24 protein-coding genes are annotated in these 20,552 nt (G+C 36.1%); 1 reads left to right on the top strand and 23 read right to left on the bottom strand.

The window, feature by feature from the left end; all coding sequences use genetic code 11:
• Positions 1 to 252: 252 nt before the first annotated feature.
• The 23 genes from L877_RS0101655 to L877_RS0101530 all read right to left on the bottom strand — a co-directional run bounded on the left by L877_RS0101655 (position 253) and on the right by L877_RS0101530 (position 19,551).
• On the bottom strand, positions 253 to 537 hold the full coding sequence (locus L877_RS0101655) for a type II toxin-antitoxin system Phd/YefM family antitoxin (protein WP_026834608.1): 285 nt from the start codon (positions 535 to 537) through the stop codon (positions 253 to 255).
• Between the two features lie 196 nt (positions 538 to 733).
• Positions 734 to 859 carry a hypothetical protein gene (locus L877_RS14465; RefSeq protein WP_278244176.1) on the bottom strand — a complete coding sequence of 42 codons (126 nt, stop codon included), beginning with the start codon at positions 857 to 859 and terminating at the stop codon, positions 734 to 736.
• Positions 860 to 1,026: 167 nt separating this feature from the next.
• Positions 1,027 to 1,617 (bottom strand): hypothetical protein, encoded by a 591-nt coding sequence (locus tag L877_RS0101645; RefSeq protein WP_026834607.1) that lies wholly within the window; start codon positions 1,615 to 1,617, stop codon positions 1,027 to 1,029.
• A complete protein-coding gene (locus L877_RS0101640; protein WP_034784836.1) occupies positions 1,610 to 2,896 on the bottom strand; it encodes an AAA family ATPase in 1,287 nt (428 codons plus the stop codon). The genes L877_RS0101645 and L877_RS0101640 overlap by 8 nt, the downstream gene beginning before the upstream one ends.
• 409 nt (positions 2,897 to 3,305) lie before the next feature.
• The gene (locus L877_RS0101635) at positions 3,306 to 4,565 is read right to left on the bottom strand and encodes a hypothetical protein (RefSeq protein ID WP_026834605.1); all 1,260 of its coding nucleotides are present in this window, start codon (positions 4,563 to 4,565) and stop codon (positions 3,306 to 3,308) included.
• A gap of 261 nt (positions 4,566 to 4,826) precedes the next feature.
• On the bottom strand, positions 4,827 to 5,051 hold the full coding sequence (gene rhuM / locus L877_RS0101630) for a RhuM family protein (RefSeq protein WP_026834604.1): 225 nt from the start codon (positions 5,049 to 5,051) through the stop codon (positions 4,827 to 4,829).
• A 166-nt stretch (positions 5,052 to 5,217) separates the two neighbouring features.
• The gene (locus L877_RS0101625; protein ID WP_207637214.1) at positions 5,218 to 8,241 is read right to left on the bottom strand and encodes a TOTE conflict system archaeo-eukaryotic primase domain-containing protein; all 3,024 of its coding nucleotides are present in this window, start codon (positions 8,239 to 8,241) and stop codon (positions 5,218 to 5,220) included.
• A gap of 378 nt (positions 8,242 to 8,619) precedes the next feature.
• Positions 8,620 to 9,501 (bottom strand): BRO family protein, encoded by an 882-nt coding sequence (locus L877_RS0101615; protein ID WP_156922957.1) that lies wholly within the window; start codon positions 9,499 to 9,501, stop codon positions 8,620 to 8,622.
• The gene (locus L877_RS0101610; RefSeq protein ID WP_026834601.1) at positions 9,491 to 9,721 is read right to left on the bottom strand and encodes a helix-turn-helix domain-containing protein; all 231 of its coding nucleotides are present in this window, start codon (positions 9,719 to 9,721) and stop codon (positions 9,491 to 9,493) included. The genes L877_RS0101615 and L877_RS0101610 overlap by 11 nt, the downstream gene beginning before the upstream one ends.
• A 232-nt stretch (positions 9,722 to 9,953) precedes the next feature.
• Positions 9,954 to 10,712, bottom strand: a complete 759-nt coding sequence (locus L877_RS0101605; RefSeq protein WP_034784835.1) for an aminoglycoside adenylyltransferase domain-containing protein — start codon at positions 10,710 to 10,712, stop codon at positions 9,954 to 9,956.
• Positions 10,713 to 10,757: 45 nt separating this feature from the next.
• Positions 10,758 to 10,889 carry a hypothetical protein gene (locus tag L877_RS14460; protein ID WP_278244175.1) on the bottom strand — a complete coding sequence of 44 codons (132 nt, stop codon included), beginning with the start codon at positions 10,887 to 10,889 and terminating at the stop codon, positions 10,758 to 10,760.
• Positions 10,890 to 11,136: 247 nt separating this feature from the next.
• Positions 11,137 to 11,508, bottom strand: a complete 372-nt coding sequence (locus L877_RS0101595) for a hypothetical protein (protein ID WP_026834599.1) — start codon at positions 11,506 to 11,508, stop codon at positions 11,137 to 11,139.
• A gap of 418 nt (positions 11,509 to 11,926) precedes the next feature.
• A complete protein-coding gene (locus L877_RS0101580) occupies positions 11,927 to 12,985 on the bottom strand; it encodes a Fic family protein (RefSeq protein ID WP_026834598.1) in 1,059 nt (352 codons plus the stop codon).
• A 443-nt stretch (positions 12,986 to 13,428) separates the two neighbouring features.
• Positions 13,429 to 13,983 carry a hypothetical protein gene (locus L877_RS0101575; protein ID WP_026834597.1) on the bottom strand — a complete coding sequence of 185 codons (555 nt, stop codon included), beginning with the start codon at positions 13,981 to 13,983 and terminating at the stop codon, positions 13,429 to 13,431.
• A 39-nt stretch (positions 13,984 to 14,022) separates the two neighbouring features.
• Positions 14,023 to 14,241, bottom strand: a complete 219-nt coding sequence (locus L877_RS0101570) for an ATP-binding protein (protein ID WP_026834596.1) — start codon at positions 14,239 to 14,241, stop codon at positions 14,023 to 14,025.
• Positions 14,242 to 14,570: 329 nt separating this feature from the next.
• Entirely contained in the window at positions 14,571 to 14,951 is a 381-nt protein-coding gene (locus L877_RS0101565; RefSeq protein ID WP_026834595.1) for a hypothetical protein, read from the bottom strand.
• Positions 14,952 to 14,956: 5 nt separating this feature from the next.
• A complete protein-coding gene (locus L877_RS0101560) occupies positions 14,957 to 15,433 on the bottom strand; it encodes a hypothetical protein (protein ID WP_026834594.1) in 477 nt (158 codons plus the stop codon).
• On the bottom strand, positions 15,433 to 16,098 hold the full coding sequence (locus tag L877_RS0101555; protein ID WP_034784834.1) for a DUF4417 domain-containing protein: 666 nt from the start codon (positions 16,096 to 16,098) through the stop codon (positions 15,433 to 15,435). The genes L877_RS0101560 and L877_RS0101555 overlap by 1 nt, the downstream gene beginning before the upstream one ends.
• A gap of 156 nt (positions 16,099 to 16,254) precedes the next feature.
• Positions 16,255 to 16,602, bottom strand: coding sequence for a hypothetical protein (locus L877_RS0101550; protein ID WP_026834592.1), 348 nt, complete (start codon positions 16,600 to 16,602; stop codon positions 16,255 to 16,257).
• Positions 16,603 to 17,040 (bottom strand): hypothetical protein, encoded by a 438-nt coding sequence (locus L877_RS0101545; RefSeq protein ID WP_026834591.1) that lies wholly within the window; start codon positions 17,038 to 17,040, stop codon positions 16,603 to 16,605.
• 1 nt (position 17,041) lies between these two features.
• On the bottom strand, positions 17,042 to 17,476 hold the full coding sequence (locus L877_RS0101540; protein WP_026834590.1) for a hypothetical protein: 435 nt from the start codon (positions 17,474 to 17,476) through the stop codon (positions 17,042 to 17,044).
• A complete protein-coding gene (locus tag L877_RS0101535; protein WP_026834589.1) occupies positions 17,476 to 18,219 on the bottom strand; it encodes a DUF4417 domain-containing protein in 744 nt (247 codons plus the stop codon). The genes L877_RS0101540 and L877_RS0101535 overlap by 1 nt, the downstream gene beginning before the upstream one ends.
• Before the next feature lie 240 nt (positions 18,220 to 18,459).
• Positions 18,460 to 19,551, bottom strand: coding sequence for a Fic family protein (locus tag L877_RS0101530; RefSeq protein ID WP_026834588.1), 1,092 nt, complete (start codon positions 19,549 to 19,551; stop codon positions 18,460 to 18,462).
• Between the two features lie 491 nt (positions 19,552 to 20,042).
• Between L877_RS0101530 and L877_RS0101525 the strand changes: the two genes are divergently transcribed.
• A partial coding sequence (locus tag L877_RS0101525) for a restriction endonuclease subunit S (protein WP_278244174.1) occupies positions 20,043 to 20,552 on the top strand: 510 nt, incomplete at its 3' end.

Raw genomic sequence — 20,552 nt, 5'->3', positions numbered from 1 at the left:
GAGAACTATATAATTTACTCAATTGTTAGTATATACTAACTGCAGGTAGCTGTCAATAACTTTTTTTAAAAATGATTCGGTACTGTTTTCCATTTCAATAAGTATCAGCGAACAAAAAGCCCCTAAAATAGGGACTTTTCGGTATTAGTTAATTATTCCATATTCCATCTCGACTCTAACAACCTATTATCATCCTACAGGCCTCTTATAATACTTAGATAATCCTTTCTTTGGTCTACAACTGCATATACTTCAAGCCTTCCCCTCCTTAAGAAAACTCCTTAAATCATCAAATGTATTTTTCATAGGTGCAACTCTTCCATACTTAACATCTTCATCAGCTTCTGCGAGAATCTCCAAAAGATCAATCCTTGCTTTCATTCTTTTATACTCTTCATATGCGAGAGTGACCGTATCTCCCCGTCCATTTACCGTAATAATAACAGCTTCATTATCCTCACGGCACTGTCTGGATATTTCGTTATAATGATTTCGTAAATCTGCAGATGGTCTGATTACTTCTTGCAGGGCAAACATAATTATCATCTCCGTTTTAATATAAACATATTGTATCATGATTTGTCTATGCCGGCAATATCTTAATGTACTTTCATTGAATCCAATTATGCTCATCTACTCTTACAGCACCATTGTTCCAAACACAATTCTTTTCATACGTCCTCCTAAGCAAAAAAATTAAGCAGTTTATAGACTTGCTTAGGTCTGTATAACACTAATGGCACTTTGCTTTATGATTAGCTAATGTCGTTCCTGCTTTGCTTTTAGACTGTTTACTTGATAATTTACTAGCAAGAGTCTTTCCAGCTTTGCCGACTTTTCCACCATGGTGTACTGCCATATCACTATACCTTCTTTGCAAAATCACCTTGCGAAAGAAGCTATACTTTGGTATTATTATTTTTCGAGAACAATAAGTCAAAGTTCATCTTTGACAAATGAATCAGCCAGAGTTTAAGCTCTGGCTTTTTCTATGTAAAGATTTTAACCCTATACATTCTTAAACTATTAAATTGTCACTCCCAAGGCTTTATACAAAGGAGCTATCTGTTCTTTAACTGACTCTGATATTTTATCAATATCAAGTTTTTCAACCATCCCATTACTCTTCATCCCTTTGTAATAAACTTTGTTTGCCATCTTATACAGACGCATTAACTTATCGCAACCAGTGCTACCAGTGATTTTTGTTCCTTTTTTTAATCTCAAGAAAGAAACTATGCTATCAGCATCGTACAGAAACCAGTCTTCTATAGAATGTTTAGCCTTAACAGTTATTACTTTTGATGCCCCATTTTGAATCATATCTTTTCTCACCTCATCCCATTTAACAGGTGGTTTTTGAGATAATTCAAAAACATCAGTATCACTACATAACACAACTGTAAAAATACAATCTTCGTCGTATTTTGGCTTGATTTCTTTAACAAATTTTCTTAATGCAATATTCTTAAATCCACCAACCCCATTAACATTCCGACATTCTATAGATGTATCAAATCTTCTATCTGGCCGTTTGTCCCGTGCATTAGCAATTACTTTTTTATAGAATTCAACCTCTGTATCACCTTCTACAAATAAAACAAGGCATTTACTCATAGACATCACACTCCAAGTAATCGCTGACACTATCAACATCATCTGAAAGCAAAGAGAATAAGTAATCACCCATACTCATGTTGAATTGGACGGCATCCTGCTGAAGCTGTTTCTGTCCAGTCTTCTTAAATGAGAAAAACTCTGCTATACCTGGTGTTTTATTTATTCCTACATGAATCCAAGCAGGATCAAGATAACTGATAATATAAGGTGAATGACTTGTTATAATAACTTTACAATCATCCAGCAATTGACTAATTATTCTTATATATGCTTGAAACAAACCTGGATGTACTGAATTCTCTGGTTCCTCAATCGCTATCAACGAAACATTACTTACACTTGATACAATTATCTTCGTGAGGATCATAAACACACGTTTAGCACCATCTGACATGGCTGCAAAATTAATCGGATTTGCTAAATTCTTATCCTTTACAAATAAAACATGGATATGATTTGTAAATACAAAAGGAACATCCTGTGGAAGTTGCTCATTATCAGCAGCATTTATTTTAATCTCCTTTACAATAACATCCTCTATATCAGGAAATAATTGAGCATAAACATCTTTAAGCAACTCAAATTTTGCTTTGTTTTGCTCTTTTAGATTAAAGATAATTCGCGGAAGATTACCAGCATTTATCATTTCATTTTCAAAACCCTTCCTTATAATAGGGTCTGGCTGATAAAAACTCTTAGCATCCAAGTTATTCTCCATATATATTTTCATACTATTTAGTTTTTTTATTAAATCCGCATAGTATAACTCATCATAAGCTCTTAACTTATTTGCTACCAATTCAGTATCTTCCACTTTTATTTTTGATGAACATCTTCCAGTTACAGAGCTCTTGTACAAAGAAGAATCTACTGTTCTATTGATCAGCTGCGTATACTTCTGACCTTTTTCATTAAGTTTAATCTTCAATGATTCTGAAACAATCATCGGTTCTGCATCTTCTGTATTCTTCCAATTGAATTCAAACCCGTATTGAGCAATATACTCTTGTTCATTAAATTCAGTAAGAACTTCCATCTCATACCTATAATTTCTTCCTATCATGTTGCTATTAATAGGAATGAGATTAGAATTAGCCATCATTTCTCTTTTATCTTCAATTGTGGCTTTTATAAACGCCAAACCAAAATCAATTCCAGAAAGAACATTTGATTTTCCAAAATTATTCAAAGCAACAAGTGCTGTGATATTATCAAAGGAGATTCTAACATTTGATAAATTCTTGAAACCATCAATTAAAACAGCTTGAATCTTCATAATGACACATCCTTTCCTTAACTTTGTATTTATAGTATATCATCTTTCACTTTGAAATGCAATCTTTTTTTGCTTATGATTCTATATATATTGTTGTATGGACACATTTCCGTATCTATGTGTTATGAATCTTTGCGCATTTTGCTATCCGGTAGCGTTCGTGTATAATCAAAAATATAGCAACCGATTTTTTGCACATTGTGCACGCTGTGCATATTTTCATAAAAACATCAAAAAACATGCTGACCCTTACACAATTTGCATGATATCAGCATTTATTCTTTCGAGCATTCTTAAAAAACTTATCTGAATGAACAGGATGCAATTTCCCACAAAGAGTATTATTTGCATAATTCATATTATAGAACAATAAAAGTCCAGGACTTTCTTTATGCCATAATATAGACTATCATTTCAAAATATATTTTAGCTCATTCTCATCAATATCGTAGTCCAATATCTCTTTGTATAATATCAAATAAGAGCAGTACTTGAATGTTTTCACAATGCTATACAGCCATAAATAATCCATATCTTTATAATATAAAAATTCACGTTTTCTGCCCTTTACCTCAAACCTATTATCTTGAAAATAATACCCCTCATGTACAAAATAATTTCTCAAACTGTTCAATTCATTTTTGAATGTATCTATATCTGTAAAATCTTCTCCTTCTTTAAAGTACGAAATGTACTTATCTACAAATCCACTTAGTCTTGCGTAGTTACTATTGTTTTTATTCTCTTCCCTGAATTTTTTCCCCATATATAGATCAATAAATCTAAAATAGAATGTATACTGATCTTCCAGAGACGTTGGTCTCTTAAAGTCAAGCAAAATGAATTCGTTTCGACTATTAGTATTTCTATAATTTATTTTTTTATATACATCTTCAATGTATTTTTCAAATTCTACATTTAAGGGTTTGTGATTTGGACGCTTTATCCTTTTATCTTCAGATAAATATCTATGAATCAGTTTAAACTCTCCCCCATCGACAACCTTAACGTATGTCTCATATGAATGTATTTTCACAAATGTATATGAACCTATCATAACATCTAGTTCATTTATATAGGCGATTAGTTCTTGATAATTTACAGGCTCAACTAAATAAAGTCTCGCATAATTTTCAGTATCAATATTAACAGAATAGTAATCGTTTTTATGCGTCCAAGTTGCACTTGTATTAATCTCAATCTTTTCTAAATTGTTAATACCTAGAGGAATTATCTTTGCTTCGGGTTTTCTATTAATCTTATAATTCATCTCATCTTCTTTGAAAGATATTTCAAGTGCTGCATTCTTAAAACAATGGCACAATGCTGCATTATAAGCCTTAATTTCAGTGAATCTCATATCACTGGAGAAATGTTCTATTGCTTCGTGATTGCTTGTCTCAAAAAAGAAATCTGTTTTGTATTTTTCAGATTGAACTAATCCATACAATAGCCCGCAATTATAGAAAAGATTCGAATACATATACCTCTTATTACTAAAATCAAGAATCATTATATTCCTATATGTAACATCCGAGCCAATTGTCATTGAATTAAGCTCCATGCCATTATAATTAAATATTTCTACTATTAAAATATTATCATCTACTTCATATTGGCCTTCGTATTTATCTGAAGTTTCATCGACATATACTTCACATTTTGTCATTACTGGTTTTTCTCCTTTTCTTTAATCTCTGGATAATGTACACAATATGCACATCTTGCCCTAACTAGTTGTAATCATTTGTCGGATATATCTCCTCATCTTTAGGGCTTTTTTGATGAATCGTATACTGCACAATTATTAGTATTCTCTTATGAACGTTGTGCACGATGTGCATGATTTTGCAAAACCCTATAATAGTATTATATCGTCAAAATAAGGCTGACCCTTACACAATTCCAAAAACAAGTATTCCTTCAGAACCTAACTTGCAAAAATACGAAACATGGTCGCCTGCTTACTGTTTACTCTATAACCAACCGATAAAATTGCATCCAAATTGTAAAATTGTGTATTATACTTTTTCCCATTACTGGCAGTATGTTCAATTTTTGCACATACTGAATCTTTTACCAATTCACCACTTTTAAATATATTTCCCAAATGCTTCGTGATAACCGTTCTGTCTACGCCAAAAAGCTGTGCCATCCCGCTCCTGCGTCAGCCACAAAGTTTCATCTTGTACTAGAATTTATATATTTACAGTACCATCTTCCCTTTTATACATAATAATATCGGATAATGGATTTTATACCTCTTCTGCCATTTTTGCTCCCTTCTCTTTGTATTCAAAAAACTCATCTTCACCTATTATCTATTTCAAAATAGAAATATCATTCTCTCCGCCAAACGTCATCTCCATCAGTTCGGCTGCGATTTCCCTACTGCACACCCGCATCAGATTATCCTCCACATCTTCTCTTCCTAAAAAGTTCATGCTTCCATACCAGATAATTTCATCATCAATCACTGCATATCTCTCGCAGAACTCCTCTGCCTGCTGAACCACAAATCCAGCCTGTCTCATTTCTTCCTGCAATGCACACCATACACCGGAATCTCCAAATCCATAAGCATCCGGGCTCCATGTCACGATTGTTACACTCACACCGGCTATCTGCCTGTCTTTCAGCAATCCAGTCATCTCCTTAATCTTGTCTCTGCAGATCACCGGACTGGAAATCACAACACTCTTATCCGCATGAACCAAATCTTTCTCAAAAGCAGCATGATAACTCTCGTAATCATAAATCGCATTACTCTGCCCATTCTCCTTTGAAGATTCTGATTCGGTTCCTTTACCTTCAGAATTAAAATCCTCTATACTCGCTACAAGCTCATAACCGATCTTTTTATATGCTTTCAGCCTTTTGGCATACATAGTATCAAACTCTCTAATATGCCAATCCACATAATCGTAAATGATGACATTTTCCTTGCCCTCATAATCCCTGTGCAGACGCCCGGCATACTGGTCCACAATCTGTTCTCCTGACACTGGCGTTGCCAAAAATAAGGTATCCAACCGGGGCATATCAAACCCTTCCCCGATCAATTGTCCTGTTGCAACAAGAATGATACTCTCTTCTGCCGGAATTTCCAATAGCTCTTTTCGGATCGTCTTATGTTCTTTTTTATTATTCCCCGTCATAATGAAAACATGATCCGCATAACCTTTTAACCTTTCATAAAATCTTTCCGACAAATCCTTATATCTGGATAATATGACTGGTGTTCTCTCCATCTTTACTGCCTTTTCTATATCTGAAATAATCAAGTCTTCCCTGACGGCATTATTCCGAATGATTTCATAAGCCTCATTGATGTGCTTCCGTTCCTCTGCCCCTCTTGTCGCTACTGTCTTGGTAAATCTCGGATAGACCAGATGTCGGATGCCCTGTGCGAGTGCACGCTCCTTAGATGTATAATGGAACCGGACAGGACCTAAAAGCATCTCATTAATCTTCTCCAGACCATCCCCTCTCTTTGGCGTTGCCGTCACGCCATACACATACTTTGCCCTGACTTCACTGAGAACTTTGATAATCGTATCAGAAGCGGCATGGTGACATTCATCCAGAATACAGCATCCGTATTCAGCCAGTCTTTCATGAAATTCTCCCTTTTTGCATAAAGAGCCAACCATAGCAATATCTATAATCCCAGTCGAGGAATCATGTGCTCCATGTATCCTCCCGACCAGGCTTTTCCTTACCCTTACACGACCGGTCTTTGTTTTGTAAGTCGGCATTTCTTCCTCTATGTTTAAAAATTTTTCTATCGCCTCCATCCATTGGTCAATCAGAGCAGAAGATTCCAGTAATATCAGCGTATTCACTTTCTTCTCTGCTATCAAAGCACAGCATACGACCGTTTTTCCAAAAGCTGTCGCTGCATGCAGGATTCCATTGTCATATCCCGACAGGGTTTCTGCCGCCTTTTTTTGTTCTTCCCGCAGTTCTCCCTGAAATTCCACATGAATTTCTGTTCCCGTCTGCCTGTTATCCGATATCTCATATTTGATTCCGGATTCCTTGCACTTTTCTGTCAATGTCCCTAATAGGCCTCTGGGCAGTTTGATATATCCGTCTTCATCTTCGCCAAGATAAATCCTGCTCGGTGTATCAAAGTTTTCCCTTCCCATGTTCCTGTTTTTATAATACTGCGGATTGGATACAAGTGCCAGCCTCCTAATCTGGTTCTGTAGTCTTATCTTTATATTAATCGTATCCACATAAATGCATTCTGAAATCGTAAGAAACAGTTTTCCCGAAGCATCCGATTTTCTATATTTTTTTCCTGTTTTCCATGGTTCTAAACGCTCTCCATTTTCATCAAATAATATCTTGCCAATCTGTGCCTCTCCTGCACCGGCACTCCATTCGCTGATTTTTTCTTCTATCTCTTTCTGAGATAATGCCGGAATACTGAACAAGTGTCGCCACTGATTCGGATAAGCATTCCAGTTCTCATCAACAAAAGCACTGTTCCCTTCTCTCAGAGCTTTCCCTTGTAACGGTAATGCGATCAGATTTCCCACACCGCCCTCCGGCGCATGATTCTGTGCCGGTAGCATCCGGTCATAATACTTGAACGATTTAAGATTGACTTCCTCCGATCCTTTTTCAAGTAGAGCAAAACCAAATCTGCGTGCCAAAGACGCAGGAACAGGTTCCTGAAAGAAAATCCACAGATGTGCCCCTCTTCCAGATCTTGACCGTTCTACCAGAGGGGTAATACCGTTCTTCTCGCAGATCTGGCACATTCCATCCACTTCTTCTCTCCACTCGTCATCCTCATTCGCAAAATCCTTTCCAGATGCCTCCACAGAGTGGTTATCAAAATCAAAGACAAGAAATCGACACATATCATTTTGCAATAAAGGATAGACACCGACCACATCCGAAGCATTATACTTTCTTCCCTGGAGATGTGCCAAAATATGTCCAATTTCTAAACGGATAAAATCCTTGTGCATACATTCCTGGCATTTCTGCTTTTTCCTTTGTTGTTTCGGACAAACCGCATCGTTCCATCTGTTATGACACTGCAAAGCATAGCCGGACTTTCCGGTATTTTTGCTCTCATACCGCAAAGCAAAAACATCTTCCCTGCCCCAGAATCTTGCATAAAAATGGACCGCCATCTTTTCTGTGATGACAGACGGATGAATGATTCTGGCACCCTGGTTTGGATCAAATTGCTCCGATTCCCGGTAAGAGCTTTCAGGGGCATATTCCTTGAAAGAAATGTGATTACGCTTCAGCAGTTCTTTTAATATTCGGTTTTCTTCCCGCAGGTCAGCAATCTGCTGCCTGAGTTCGTCTATTTCTTCCATTCTAATACCTCACTTTTTGATATGGCTTTCATATATCCAACAGAACACCTCATATACTCCATACTCTCCCAGTTCATTATATATACTTTTCCTATTACTTTAATAAGCCTATTACAACTTCTCTTACCTGATTTTGAAGTACTTTTTTTGCGCTCGTGTAGCATAAGCTTTAGCTTACCTTTTTTCTCGGTCTGGCCCGAAAGGCTTTCATTTTGTCATAATCTATAATTACAAATCTATAACAATTTCCTCACTGACAAACCCTGCTTACCTGATGCCCCATACGAAAACGATACTATCTTCATTACAATATGGGCACTCTACTTCGCCATCCTTATCAAAGTCCCCCGTGTGCCATATAGCCGCTTATTAGTTTATTCATTCCTCTTCTTGATCATCGCTTCTATCATTTACAGTTTCAATGAGACCTGTAACTAAATCCTGCAATTGTGCTGCATTTTTACTCGTGATCACAGGTTTTCCGGTTCTCTTTTCCACCGCCAAACGTGCTTCTCCTGCGGCTTCTCCGCCTTCAATTGCGACCATTCGATTTTCCTCAAAGGTTTCCAGTTGTTTTTGCTTAGAGATTTCTGTAGTGGTAGCCTCAGCAAGCATATTTAGCACCAGCTCCAACGTTGACATGTTGTCCCGGAGGTTTTCCTTTTTTAAACCTTTATGATTTTTATACTGCCGTGTTGTCATTCCGGACCAGGCTTTCGTTATCTCATCTGTCAGAATTGCGTATTCTACACCTTTCTTGACGCCACGTTTATCCCACTCATCTGTAAGTTCTTTTCTTACCTGAATTGCCTGCAGGCGCTGATTGATCCATTCTCGTGAATAACCTTTTTTAGCATAGGTCTCAAGAGCCCTCTCGATAGTCAGTTCCGGGTCTATCACTTCCTCTATTCGATCACGACCTACCTGGGCCAGCCACATTTTGAAAGGTTCTGCCTTTTTTGATGGGATTGATTGAATCAAGCGAAGCAACTGCTCGGTGTTGGCTACGTCAGTATTATATCTTTTTCCATCCTTCGGTGATCTCATTTTCAGTTGGTTACAATTTGTAACCAACTGACTACCTTCTTCTTTAAGCCTGTTTTTCAGTACTTTCCAATAATTTCTTGCACCATCAATATCCGGTTGCTCAGTCAGCACGCCAACCACATCCACAATCGAAAAATACCACTCTTCTTCATCCGGGACCCACGCCGTCCTAATTGGCTGGTCTTCAAATAACTGAACTCTATCATTTGCCATCTGCATGTTTCCCCCTTTTCGATTCTTCATCATTTATTTGCACCTCTTCCTCAAGCTGCATAATATACGACATCATTCTGACCAAATATTCCGGAGGAGCGCTTATCCCCTGTTCCCATTGCTGAAGAGTTCTTACAGGTATCCCGAATTTAGCGGAAAACTTGCTTTGTGATAATCCGGTTTTCTTTCGTAATTCTTTTATTCTAGCTGAAATTTCCATATCGTCATCTCCGAATCTTTTTTATACTTTATTAAAGTATAAATCATTCTTTATACGTTGTCAACGTATTATTTCTAGATCGGGTACAATAACATTTCCCAATAATGAAACTGCAGGTAAACACAAGGATTACCTGCAATCTATTAACAATCTATTAACAATCAATTAACACTATATGTACCACACGGACTGTATAAGCTAATGTTATCACGGGAGTGTTATCACACTACCTTTACTTGCCTTTTTCGCTTGCAATTTCTCCCAACATATATTTGGTATAATCCTTTGCAAGATACGTATCATAAAAAATATTTCTATCCTCTGCATATTCTATCAGAGCATCTTGTATCAGACTATGATATCTTTCATGAACATTGTTCAATGCCCATTCGCCGCCCTCTTTCTTGGAAAGCACAAGCCCGTCCTTAATATATGCAAGCACTCTTGCCAGATTCAATATAATATACATTGGATTATCTGTGATTTCCTCTTCCGCTTCAGCAATATCATTCCAGATAGAGTCAATGTAATCCTGTACCGGTATGTCAGCAAAAATATCTTTAATAGAAGCGCCATATAGACACTTGCCCCTATGGTTTATGATTGTAAAATGCGCAGCAAGGTCTTTATCCTCGCCCTTCATTTTCGAAATATAATCATCAGGATTCTTTCCGTACCAATCAAGATGTGCAACAGAAAAATGTAGTTCAAAGGGAGTAGGGTAAACAAATGGCTTACAAGCACTTTGCTTTACAATACTCATTTCAATTCCTTTTGCAGGTCCCTTACTGTTTAATTCCACCACCATGTCCATAAAGGCTCTCTTAACACTATCCTCTATAGAATCCTTCACCACTATGATTAAATCTATATCGCTCTTTGCCGGATTATAACATCCCATGACTGCTGAGCCATGGAGATATACTCCAACCAGATTATCCTTTAGTATTTCTTTTGACTGTTCTACAAAACAGTTTATAACTGTATCCATTTTTCTCACCTCATCCCAACAAACACAATACTCAAAGATATTCTTTCAGCGCTCTCTGTTTTTTACAAACTCATATACCTTTTCTGACCAGCACCAGATATCCTTACAATCATTTTCTAAATAAAATGTCCTACTCTTCAGCCCATATGGAACGATTGCTTCAAACACTTCAATCACCTCTATAATAATTATTAAAATCCGATATATTTCTCTTTATTCTCCTCTATATTGGACATCATATATAGCATATATAATCTTTTATATATACAATATATCGTGTTAATTATACCATTTCATCCATATTTTATAAAAAAATACGAATTTAGGCTAACATCTATTGCTTTGATTACTAGCAATTCCTACGACATCAAGACAAAAAATTTCCACGTCAATCTTTAAATCATTAAAAACAAGACTACTTACGTTAATTAACTCTCACAAGAACACATGTATGTTTTTCTTTCGCCGTTGTCATTATTGTAATCAAGCAATTAAGTACATCTGCAGTTTCATTATACGAAAATGACTGATTTTGGTAAAGCGTTAAATCCTTTAAATACTCTTCTACTTCAACAGCGCATTCAATACAATCATCCTCAAAAGCATTAATGAACTCATTATAATCACGAGTAAATCCTATCCACCCACTTTCTGTTGATTGAGGATTCCCAAAAATATCCTCAAAATAGCCATCCCAAAAATGATACACTATATCAGGTAAAGAAATAACAATCTCTTTTTCACCTTCATATCCTTCATAATATTTATAATCATCTTTATGCTTTCCAATGTCCATAATCTAACATCTCCTTCTGCTTTTTAGTGCATGTACCATGGTTCCGTGCATATATAGCAGCATCCCACACCTTTTTATCGACCCATATATTTCTGCCACGAATACTTTACCTGGTCATATCCTTGCTTTTGTTCTTCCTTTATCGTTGCCGTTTTGGGCATATTCCTGCTGTTCTATAGTAGTTTGTGGAGAACCACTTGTTCCATTTGCTTGTCCGCTATTTAATCCGCGCATTCTAAGCACCACTCTTTCTAGCTAAGCATGGTATCAAGCGATACAATCATATTAGCAGTAGGTTTTCCCTTGCTCATTTCATCTGCTCAACAACATCAAGCGGATTGGTGATTCCTCCGTTCCAGAAACTCTCCCATAAACTATCAATCTTATTACCAAGTTCTCCGCTCATTATCGTTCTCCTTTATTCCTTATCTCTGTTCCAAACGTATTTTGTATATCTACCGCCACCGATCTTTATAATACTTTCCGATGACAGCAATTCAGACAATGCTCTTTCTACCGTTATACGGCTGATGTCAGGGCATTTCTCCATGATCTGCGACTTCGTGATCTCTCCATAAGTGTTCTTAATCAGTTCAGCCACTCGCTCAGGCTTTGAAAGTCCGCTTGTAACCAATGTTTTTACCCTGTCAGAGAAATCTCTGTATGCAGCAACAACAACACCGAGCGTATACTGTACAAACGGAATATAATTATTCTCTTCCTCATGCCAGTTAAGAGAGCTTTCCTGAAGGCACTCATAATATGATGTCTTAGTCTTTTCTATCAGATGTTCAATACTGATATACTTACCTACGATGTATCCAGCTCTGTATAACATCAGCAGCGTAAGCAGTCTGCTCATTCTACCGTTACCATCATTAAAAGGATGGATGCACAGGAAATCCAGTATAAACATCGGTATCAGAAGAAGCGGATCTATTATCCCGGTTCCGAGAGCTTTGTCAAATTCATTACAAAGATTCTCGATTGCCTCGGGCGTTTCCCATGCAGGGACCGGTCTGAATCTTACAAACTTGTTGCCCTGTTCGTCCTCTTCCTCAATGATGTTATCCGCTGCTTTATACTTTCCGCCGATATCATAACCTTCAAACTTATATAAATCTCTGTGAAGCTGAAGGATCATATTCGGTCTTATCGAGATGTAATCATGACTCTCATGGATTGTATTAAGTACATCCCTGTATCCGGCAATCTCTCGCTCGTTCCTCGTCTTAGGCGTGATCTTATCCTTTACAAGTGCCTTCAATCTTGCATCGGAAGTGTAGATGCCTTCAATCTTGTTTGAAGCCTCAGTACTTTGAATCTTGGCAATCTCTACAAGCCTTGTCAATGCATCTGCTTTAGCTTCAACAAACAAAGCCTGCTCTCCTTTATATTCATGAATTTGCGTAAGCAGAGCCACTATATCAGGCGTTAAAAGTTTTTCCCATCCATTACTATAATCAAATGCTCTCATTTTTATATCCTCACTTATACAACAATTTACTCAAAATTATGAATATGATGCAATTAAATGTTATCATTCATTATACTCATTGTCAATGTCAATTGCATCATTCGTCCGAAAATGATGTAATTGGTTCCTCGGTGATGCAATTAAAATCTACATAAACTATCTGTGTACATTTTTTTCTGAATATAAAAAACTGCAAGTAATCACGCGGATTACCTGCAATCATTTATCACTATATGTACCAGATGAACGAGATAACACAAATGTATTATTCAAACTCTACAATTTCATCTTGTTAATGGATATTCTAAGCTATTTTTACTATAAAAATATGCTCTTTTGTATCCAATTTATTTCAAAAATTCTGAGTATCAGATTTTTTTGTATCATACAGGTATCACAGGGGATAGTTCTATATCTACCCAAAATTCTTCATCCTAAGACAATTAAGTTAGCCTGACCATTTCTCTGCTGCACTCAGCTTTCACTCCCTCCTTCCACGAAGAATTAATAAAAGCTTCTACCGAGGAGAAATTATTCTGTAACTCATATCCCTTATGTATTACTATATCCTCAGAAAACCATACAGCTTTTTCAAATGCTATTTGATGATCACCAAGTTCAATGATTATTCCTCTTGTAACCCATACATCATATAATTGCTCTGCATTATTACGCAATCTTTGGTTTTCATTCACTAGAACTATACCTGTTATTTCTTCGTTAACTGGAACGTCAACAAAGCATTTATCTTTAATTAACGGATACTCTTTTTCTTCAATTGACCATACTGCCACATCTTCTTCCGATCCATAATAATCTTGAGGTTCAGAAAAACTATACAAGAAAAATTCTTTTTCTCCCATAGAAATCTTAACAGCTTGCAATGATGTGTTAGTAAACATAAACGGATCATGAGAAATGCTTAACAACCTATCGCCAATCGAATTCTTTAAGAATTCAACTTCATTTTTGTTTAGTCTTAAATCTATCTTTTTCATTACTACGTCACCTCTTTACAAAATGTATTTTTTGAGTTACTAAGTCTCCATGGTCATCGCTAAACTGAACATCAATATCAACGGCAGATGACCTATCGGCTGATGAATCTTCCCCTCGTCTTCTACGCCTAGATATAAACTTCCACCTTTGGTATTTGCCATACCAACAATTTCATCTATTAAGTCATTATCCGGACATCTCTTTAAATCACTTTTAAATTCAGTGATCAAATCCTCTTTATACGGAATTGTTCGCATCTTTAACTCCTCTTTCTTAATATGGGTTTAACTCGATTGTAACTCCGTATAGCATTTTTGTCGAGTTAAAAAAGAAAAAAGGCCTTGCTAAGCTGTTCATTAGCTTAACAAGACCTTTTTTAGTCTTTACTGAAACCTCACCTGCTAACCTTTTGCATTACACATAAATATGACATTATTCGAACCTTGTAAATTACTCAAGTTCGATTAGATATACCGCATTTTGTATCTATTGATTCCAAAATATACAGTATATTGTGTGATAATTACATCTATTCCATGTAATATTATGAGTTTTGTGAATTTTAGTTACAAAGTGGTTACATTGCTTAGAATTCTTCACCATCAAGCTTGAGCGTATCAAAATCAATGCTACTTATATCAAAATCATTTATCCATGAATTGTCTTTCATAGTATCTATAAACTCATCTGGAAGCTTCAGTTTATAGTTTTTCACATAATAAGCTAAATCACCTGACCAAACCCATTTTCCATCTGTGTACAAGCTTGGTGTGCCAGAATTACCCTTTTCAGGATTTATCACATCTTGTACAACTCCAGGACTAACTATAAATGCCTCATTCATAGAAAGATAATTACAGATTTCATCGATATACTCAACCTGTTTACCTATATAATCCTTTATAGATATCTGTGCACCACCATTATGTGGCATTTCTTTGTAAAAACCAACACTTATCAAGTTCATTCAAATCACCTCTTCTTTCCTTGTGGATAATAATCAATCCATTTTCCAGTATTATGTCTCGCATCTGGTCCAATTACCATACGACCATTGGGATATATAAACAAAGTATCTGATGGTGCTCTTACAACAACCCCCATTTTATTTGCTAAATTTTGAGCAAAACTTCCACTTTCACTACCTGTCTTACATGATAACAGCCTTATTTTACCGCCCGAATACCCTTTGTCACTCTTTAGAAACTTTGCAAGATTTCTATGATTAAGGGTTATTTCTCTCTCTCTGTCACCATCCCTTATCATAAATGAAATAGAATTAGGTGATCCATGAACGGCCACATCTGTAAATCCAGGTTCTTTTTTTACAATTTCAGAAGCTTTTTTCAACTCAAATCCTCTGCCATTTCCAACCAATGTGGAATCAGCAGCTACCACATGCGTAGCACCCTTAGTGCTGCCAAAGCCCCCATGCATTCCTGCTCCCATTACACCACCTCCTTGTGAGAAGTGGCAAATGAGCTATCGAATTGATACACTTTAATGCCTTGTTCTTTATATGTACTAAATATATAGTCAGGCGCACTTCCATAAACAATTATAGCTATAGGTTTCAATCTTTTTACAACTACATCTAATCCTGCTGTAAAATATTCCCTATCTTTCTTGTTTTTTATTGTGCCATGTGTTCCAACAGCTATCACACATCCTTTGGCTATGCCATCACAACAATATTTATATGTTCTTGCATCTCCATACCTAAGATTCGGAATAACTTTAATTCCATTTGTCTGTAGCCAACATCCTATCGCTCTACTTCGATAAATATTCCATAACTGCATGACAAATGGCATGTCTCGATATAGACTGAAGTCAGGCAAAATTACACCATTGTATCTTTTTAATACTTCAAGATACTTTTTGGGGCTACGCCATAATCTTTCAAACAGGTAATCATCTTCATAAAAATGCACCCATGCATCATAATTATTTGATGATATACATTTAGAAAAAGCTACTAACTTATTAGGTATATCATACGTAGGCTTGATAACTGGAAATTCAAATATACCTGCGTAGCGGGACAACTCTACCAAGAATGCATTAAATACATCCTTGCATCCCTTTCTAAGTTTATTTAATTTATTACTCATATAAATGCCTCCTTTCGAGGTTACAACTGAAGCCGAGTAAAAGCATCAGAGGTAATTCCTCGGGCACTTCATATGAATTGTTCAGATTCGAGTTGAAGTACTCGATTTGCACTAAAATAATTGCTCCAACAATTGTTTTAGTGCTTTTTTATTTATTCATAACATCACCATCCTTCTTGATAAAATCACATAAACACTCCTGCTATGTTTTTTTACGTTATAATAATATGCTTTGAGATAAAAACGTTTATACGACTCCATTTCCGAATTGATTAGCACAACATCATCTTTGATACATACTTCCATATTCTCGGTTTTCCTAAAAAGCAATTCCCATTCCGTAGATTTGTTCATTTTAAGCATGGTATCAAGCGATACAATCATATAATTGCTAATATCTGCACCCTCTGGAAGATACTGCATCTCCACGGTCGGATTATCCTGCTCATCAACTGGCATATCTTTGAACAGAAAATCCTGAAAGAAAATCTTTTCTTCACTCATTTAGAAAAAGCACCCCACACATGTATTGACTTCGATTGCCCTCAGAACAAGGTTTCGGAACTCCTTCGCCAGTTCAAGAAATTCCTCATTATCCGAATTGTTAATCATACGGTCAGTTATCTCAAGTGTTTTTTGCAAGTTTTCTCCTTCTATCCACTCCTCTTCATACATGTTAATTAACAGATTACATTCTGCATCAATAAAATTAAAAAGGTATTTTTCCATGAGCAAGTAGGTGTCTTCGTGAAATTTCATAAACCAATAACAATCTCGAACATCCCCTTTTTCATCATCCCAAACTTTATAATCACACATTTCATTGTATGCATTCTGATTTTTAGGAACAACCACACAATACCAGCTTGTTAAATCGAGGTATTTTACATACCGAGTACCATCTACAATACGTTCTTCTTTACCCTGAAAAAAATCTGTCATATCACACCGTTCCTTTCTTATAAGTCATTCTGAAGTGTGTCAATCTGAAGTACTCAGCTCTTCTTGCAACTCCTTGAAATATACCCGGTATGCTCGGATCCTTTAAATCAAGTGTAAGATATCTCTTAATCCTGCCATCTGAGCGCACTTCACCGACACGAAAATACTTACCGCCAATCGCTGTTACAATTGCGTACTGCCTTCCATCCTTAAAGAATGTAATTTTACGCATGTTGTTATTAAAGCTGTTTGAGACATTACTAATTCCAAATTTAGATACATACTCATCTAAATTTACAGCTTTCCAGCCACTTGAGAACTTACGATATTCATCCCTGTCATGTAACACACCTCTTATTTTTTCTATATCTTTTGTTATTATGAGTTGATGAATAGTTTTACGCCTTTCATCAGTATAAATAGCTTTTGCTCCCATTATGTTGTCCTCCTTTTCGCTGCGTCTGCATAGAATTCTTTAAAGATTTCATCTTTGGACAAATAATAATGATAGCTACGGCTATTATTTCTTACTCTGTTTCGACGATCCGGAAATGAAATAATCTCAAATCCATGCTGCCTGATTAAGCGTGTAGCTTCCTTCTTAAAGATTGAACCATATACAAATAAAATTGGCGGTTTCTTCTTCTGAAGCACTATATCAAGCTGATATTCGCCATAAGCCTTAAATCCATTATTTGTACATCCAAGGTTGCCGACAATAAACGAACATTCATCCGGAAAAAAATCTGCCGCACATATGGTTCCGAAGTCTCCCGCTCTATAATTGGGAAGTATTCTTATCCCCTTGCTACCCAAATAACACGCATGAATCGCATTCACTAGAATGCTAAGTCTCTGTCTTGGTCTTAACATCCCTATGCTCGGGCTGAGATCAAATCCGCTGACACCTCCATAGTCCTTAAGTATTTCGATATCATCATCAATCTTCACCAATCTTGGCCAAAGTTTATCCTCAAACATAAAATATGTGAGAAGAGCATTCGCTTTTGCCGCCTCAGGAATGTCGTTTCGGTAAGCAAATGTTGAAACAGCACTCGGTGTACCTGTATAGGTATATTCAGTTGGAAGTTGCGGGATTCCCTTCTTAAAAGTTATTCCCTGTTCTTTAAGGTACGATATCTTATCATCGCACCATCTCAAAATATTAAATTTCATCATATTATAGCCTTTCCGAAAGCATATTTTACTTTCTGCCAATGTCTGAAAGTTACATTTTTTGTAGACACCTAAAAGGAAATATGATACAATTATTCTACGAGAAAGGATATGTATCATATCCTGAAAGCACTCTTTTACGCTACGCCAATAGCACAATAATAGAGTGCTTTTCCTTTTAGGGAAATAAATCTTTCAACTTGACCACCTCCCTTTCAAGTAATTTTTATCAGCAAATTATTCTTAACGAATAATATCTAATAATCCATAATATATATATTTCTTATTTCTCTGTTTACCGTCAGTTATAAGAATATTTTCGTTAACCATCATCTTCAAAAGTCTGTTAACACTCGTCATCGGAAGCTTTGTTTTTTCAACAATCTGCTTGGATGTTGTGATTGGATATTGATATAACATGTTAATAACCGGCACCACATTAGACGATTTTGTAAAATTACATGCAATACTCATATGTAAATCATGCAGCTTGTTTATTGCCGTAACAATACTGATATACTTATCACATTGTTTTGTAACTGTAGCAAGAAAGAATTTAATCCACTCGTTCCAATCGTCTTTCTGCCTTATATTGTTTAAGAGGTTATAATATCTCAATTTATCATGTTCGAGTGCCTCACTAATAAAAAAACAAGGAAGTTCTATTTGTTTTGTATAATACAAATACAACGGAATAAGCATTCTTCCAACACGCCCGTTTCCATCCATAAATGGATGTACAGTCTCAAATTGAGCATGTATGACAGCTATTCTTACTAAAGGCTTTAGCACATCAGAGGGCTCATTGATATAAGAGATTAAATTATCCATTAGCTCTGGTACTTTCTCGGGGGCTGGAGGAGTAAATGTAATCGCATGTGTTCCGTCATTTCTCCCTATATAGTTTTGTTCTGTTCTGTATTTTCCAATAACTTCAGGTTTTCTCACATTCCCATTCATCAAAATAGAATGTAGCTCACAAAAGAATTCATTCGAAAAATCTTCTCTCCCCAAAATATTAATGCCTTTTTTCGAAGCATTAAAATAATTGAGAACTTCGTTAATATTCTGATCAGAATCATTCGGTTCTGCCTGATTTGTAAGTACTCCATCAAGTGTTGCCTGGGTTCCTTCTAGCAAAGACGAAGCTAGCGCTTCTTTTTGCTGTAATGTCGGCATGAACCAGTTGCTTTCCAACTTGCTATCAGCAATCTTCTCTTTATACACCTCAAGTTTGGCAGTTGCATCTATCAATTCATCCAAAAAATACGAATAGTGAATACTTCCATTACTTAAAGGTAAAAAACTTGCGTTATAAGCCTGCACCTTACTCATATGTTCACCTCCATAACAAATATAGCACAATTAAAACCAAAAGTCAATAGTTTTGGTTTTAATTGTGCTGTTAATTCCAAAATCCACTGATTTGACAGTCGATTATTTAAGGTTTTTTTCGCTGAATTCTTACTATTCGCTATATCTAGATATATTTCTTTATCAGACAACAACACCTAGCGTTTTGTTGTCTGAAATAGTAAGAATCAATAAAACCATATTTGGTTTTTAGGGCTTCTCTCCATCTTTAGAACAAGTTTTGCAATGCCATAAAAAGAAAAGCCCCAATTTTAAGAGCTTTTCAACATTAATTTATTCAAGTTCTATATTTGATACAGTATTCTGTGTGCGTGATTTATTTCACATACAATATCTAGTATTATTTTTTCAGTTTTCTCTATATTTTTCAAAAAAATCAAGAAAAAAGCTGACATTTTACTGACGAGAGATGTCAGCTTTTTTCTTGTACTTAAAATCAATGTATTCGTTACTTGAGACGAAATAATTCTTGGGAACAGCGTAAGTTGGGAGATATAGCAGATTCCTACTCTGGTGGAACACCTACAGCAGGAAAAGCAGAGTACTATGGAGGTAGTATTCCATTTATCAGATCAGCAGAAGTTAATAGTGATACAACGGAGTTGTATTTAACTGACGAAGGGTTGAAAAACTCTTCTGCAAAGATGGTCAGAAAAGGGGATATTCTATATGCGTTGTACGGAGCTACAAGTGGTGAAGTTGGGCTTGCAAGGCTTGATGGAGCTATAAATCAGGCGATTTTGGATATTAGACCTCACAAGAATTTTGATGCCCCATTTATTATGCAATGGCTTAAAAAAAGTAAGGAAAATATCATTGGTACTTTCCTTCAAGGAGGTCAGGGAAATCTTTCGGGAACTATAGTTACTTCACTCATGGTGGATTGTCCAGATTATAGTGAGCAGAAGAAAATAGGAGAGTTCTTTGTTAATCTCGACAACCTTATCACCCTTCATCAGCGA

Origin of the sequence: Eubacterium xylanophilum ATCC 35991, from assembly GCF_000518685.1 — a bacterium.
Taxonomy (GTDB): Bacteria; Bacillota; Clostridia; order Lachnospirales; family Lachnospiraceae; genus Eubacterium_F; species Eubacterium_F xylanophilum.
The sequence above is the reverse complement of the archived record's forward strand: the minus strand, read 5'-3'. Positions and strand labels throughout refer to the sequence as shown.

Coding starts and splice junctions, on each gene's coding strand:
- L877_RS0101635 (WP_026834605.1), bottom strand. CDS start 4,565: ATGACAAAATGTGAAGTATATGTCGATGAAACTTCAGATAAATACGAA.
- L877_RS0101535 (WP_026834589.1), bottom strand. CDS start 18,219: ATGATGAAATTTAATATTTTGAGATGGTGCGATGATAAGATATCGTAC.
- L877_RS0101615 (WP_156922957.1), bottom strand. CDS start 9,501: ATGGCAAATGATAGAGTTCAGTTATTTGAAGACCAGCCAATTAGGACG.
- L877_RS0101645 (WP_026834607.1), bottom strand. CDS start 1,617: ATGAGTAAATGCCTTGTTTTATTTGTAGAAGGTGATACAGAGGTTGAA.
- L877_RS0101560 (WP_026834594.1), bottom strand. CDS start 15,433: ATGGGAGCAGGAATGCATGGGGGCTTTGGCAGCACTAAGGGTGCTACG.
- L877_RS0101595 (WP_026834599.1), bottom strand. CDS start 11,508: ATGGACATTGGAAAGCATAAAGATGATTATAAATATTATGAAGGATAT.
- L877_RS0101570 (WP_026834596.1), bottom strand. CDS start 14,241: ATGCGAACAATTCCGTATAAAGAGGATTTGATCACTGAATTTAAAAGT.
- L877_RS0101610 (WP_026834601.1), bottom strand. CDS start 9,721: ATGGAAATTTCAGCTAGAATAAAAGAATTACGAAAGAAAACCGGATTA.
- L877_RS0101655 (WP_026834608.1), bottom strand. CDS start 537: ATGTTTGCCCTGCAAGAAGTAATCAGACCATCTGCAGATTTACGAAAT.
- L877_RS0101545 (WP_026834591.1), bottom strand. CDS start 17,040: ATGACAGATTTTTTTCAGGGTAAAGAAGAACGTATTGTAGATGGTACT.
- L877_RS0101530 (WP_026834588.1), bottom strand. CDS start 19,551: ATGAGTAAGGTGCAGGCTTATAACGCAAGTTTTTTACCTTTAAGTAAT.
- L877_RS0101640 (WP_034784836.1), bottom strand. CDS start 2,896: ATGAAGATTCAAGCTGTTTTAATTGATGGTTTCAAGAATTTATCAAAT.
- rhuM (WP_026834604.1), bottom strand. CDS start 5,051: ATGGCACAGCTTTTTGGCGTAGACAGAACGGTTATCACGAAGCATTTG.
- L877_RS0101605 (WP_034784835.1), bottom strand. CDS start 10,712: ATGGATACAGTTATAAACTGTTTTGTAGAACAGTCAAAAGAAATACTA.
- L877_RS0101580 (WP_026834598.1), bottom strand. CDS start 12,985: ATGAGAGCATTTGATTATAGTAATGGATGGGAAAAACTTTTAACGCCT.
- L877_RS0101550 (WP_026834592.1), bottom strand. CDS start 16,602: ATGAGTGAAGAAAAGATTTTCTTTCAGGATTTTCTGTTCAAAGATATG.
- L877_RS0101540 (WP_026834590.1), bottom strand. CDS start 17,476: ATGGGAGCAAAAGCTATTTATACTGATGAAAGGCGTAAAACTATTCAT.
- L877_RS14465 (WP_278244176.1), bottom strand. CDS start 859: ATGGCAGTACACCATGGTGGAAAAGTCGGCAAAGCTGGAAAGACTCTT.
- L877_RS0101575 (WP_026834597.1), bottom strand. CDS start 13,983: ATGAAAAAGATAGATTTAAGACTAAACAAAAATGAAGTTGAATTCTTA.
- L877_RS0101555 (WP_034784834.1), bottom strand. CDS start 16,098: ATGAGTAATAAATTAAATAAACTTAGAAAGGGATGCAAGGATGTATTT.
- L877_RS0101565 (WP_026834595.1), bottom strand. CDS start 14,951: ATGAACTTGATAAGTGTTGGTTTTTACAAAGAAATGCCACATAATGGT.
- L877_RS0101625 (WP_207637214.1), bottom strand. CDS start 8,241: ATGGAAGAAATAGACGAACTCAGGCAGCAGATTGCTGACCTGCGGGAA.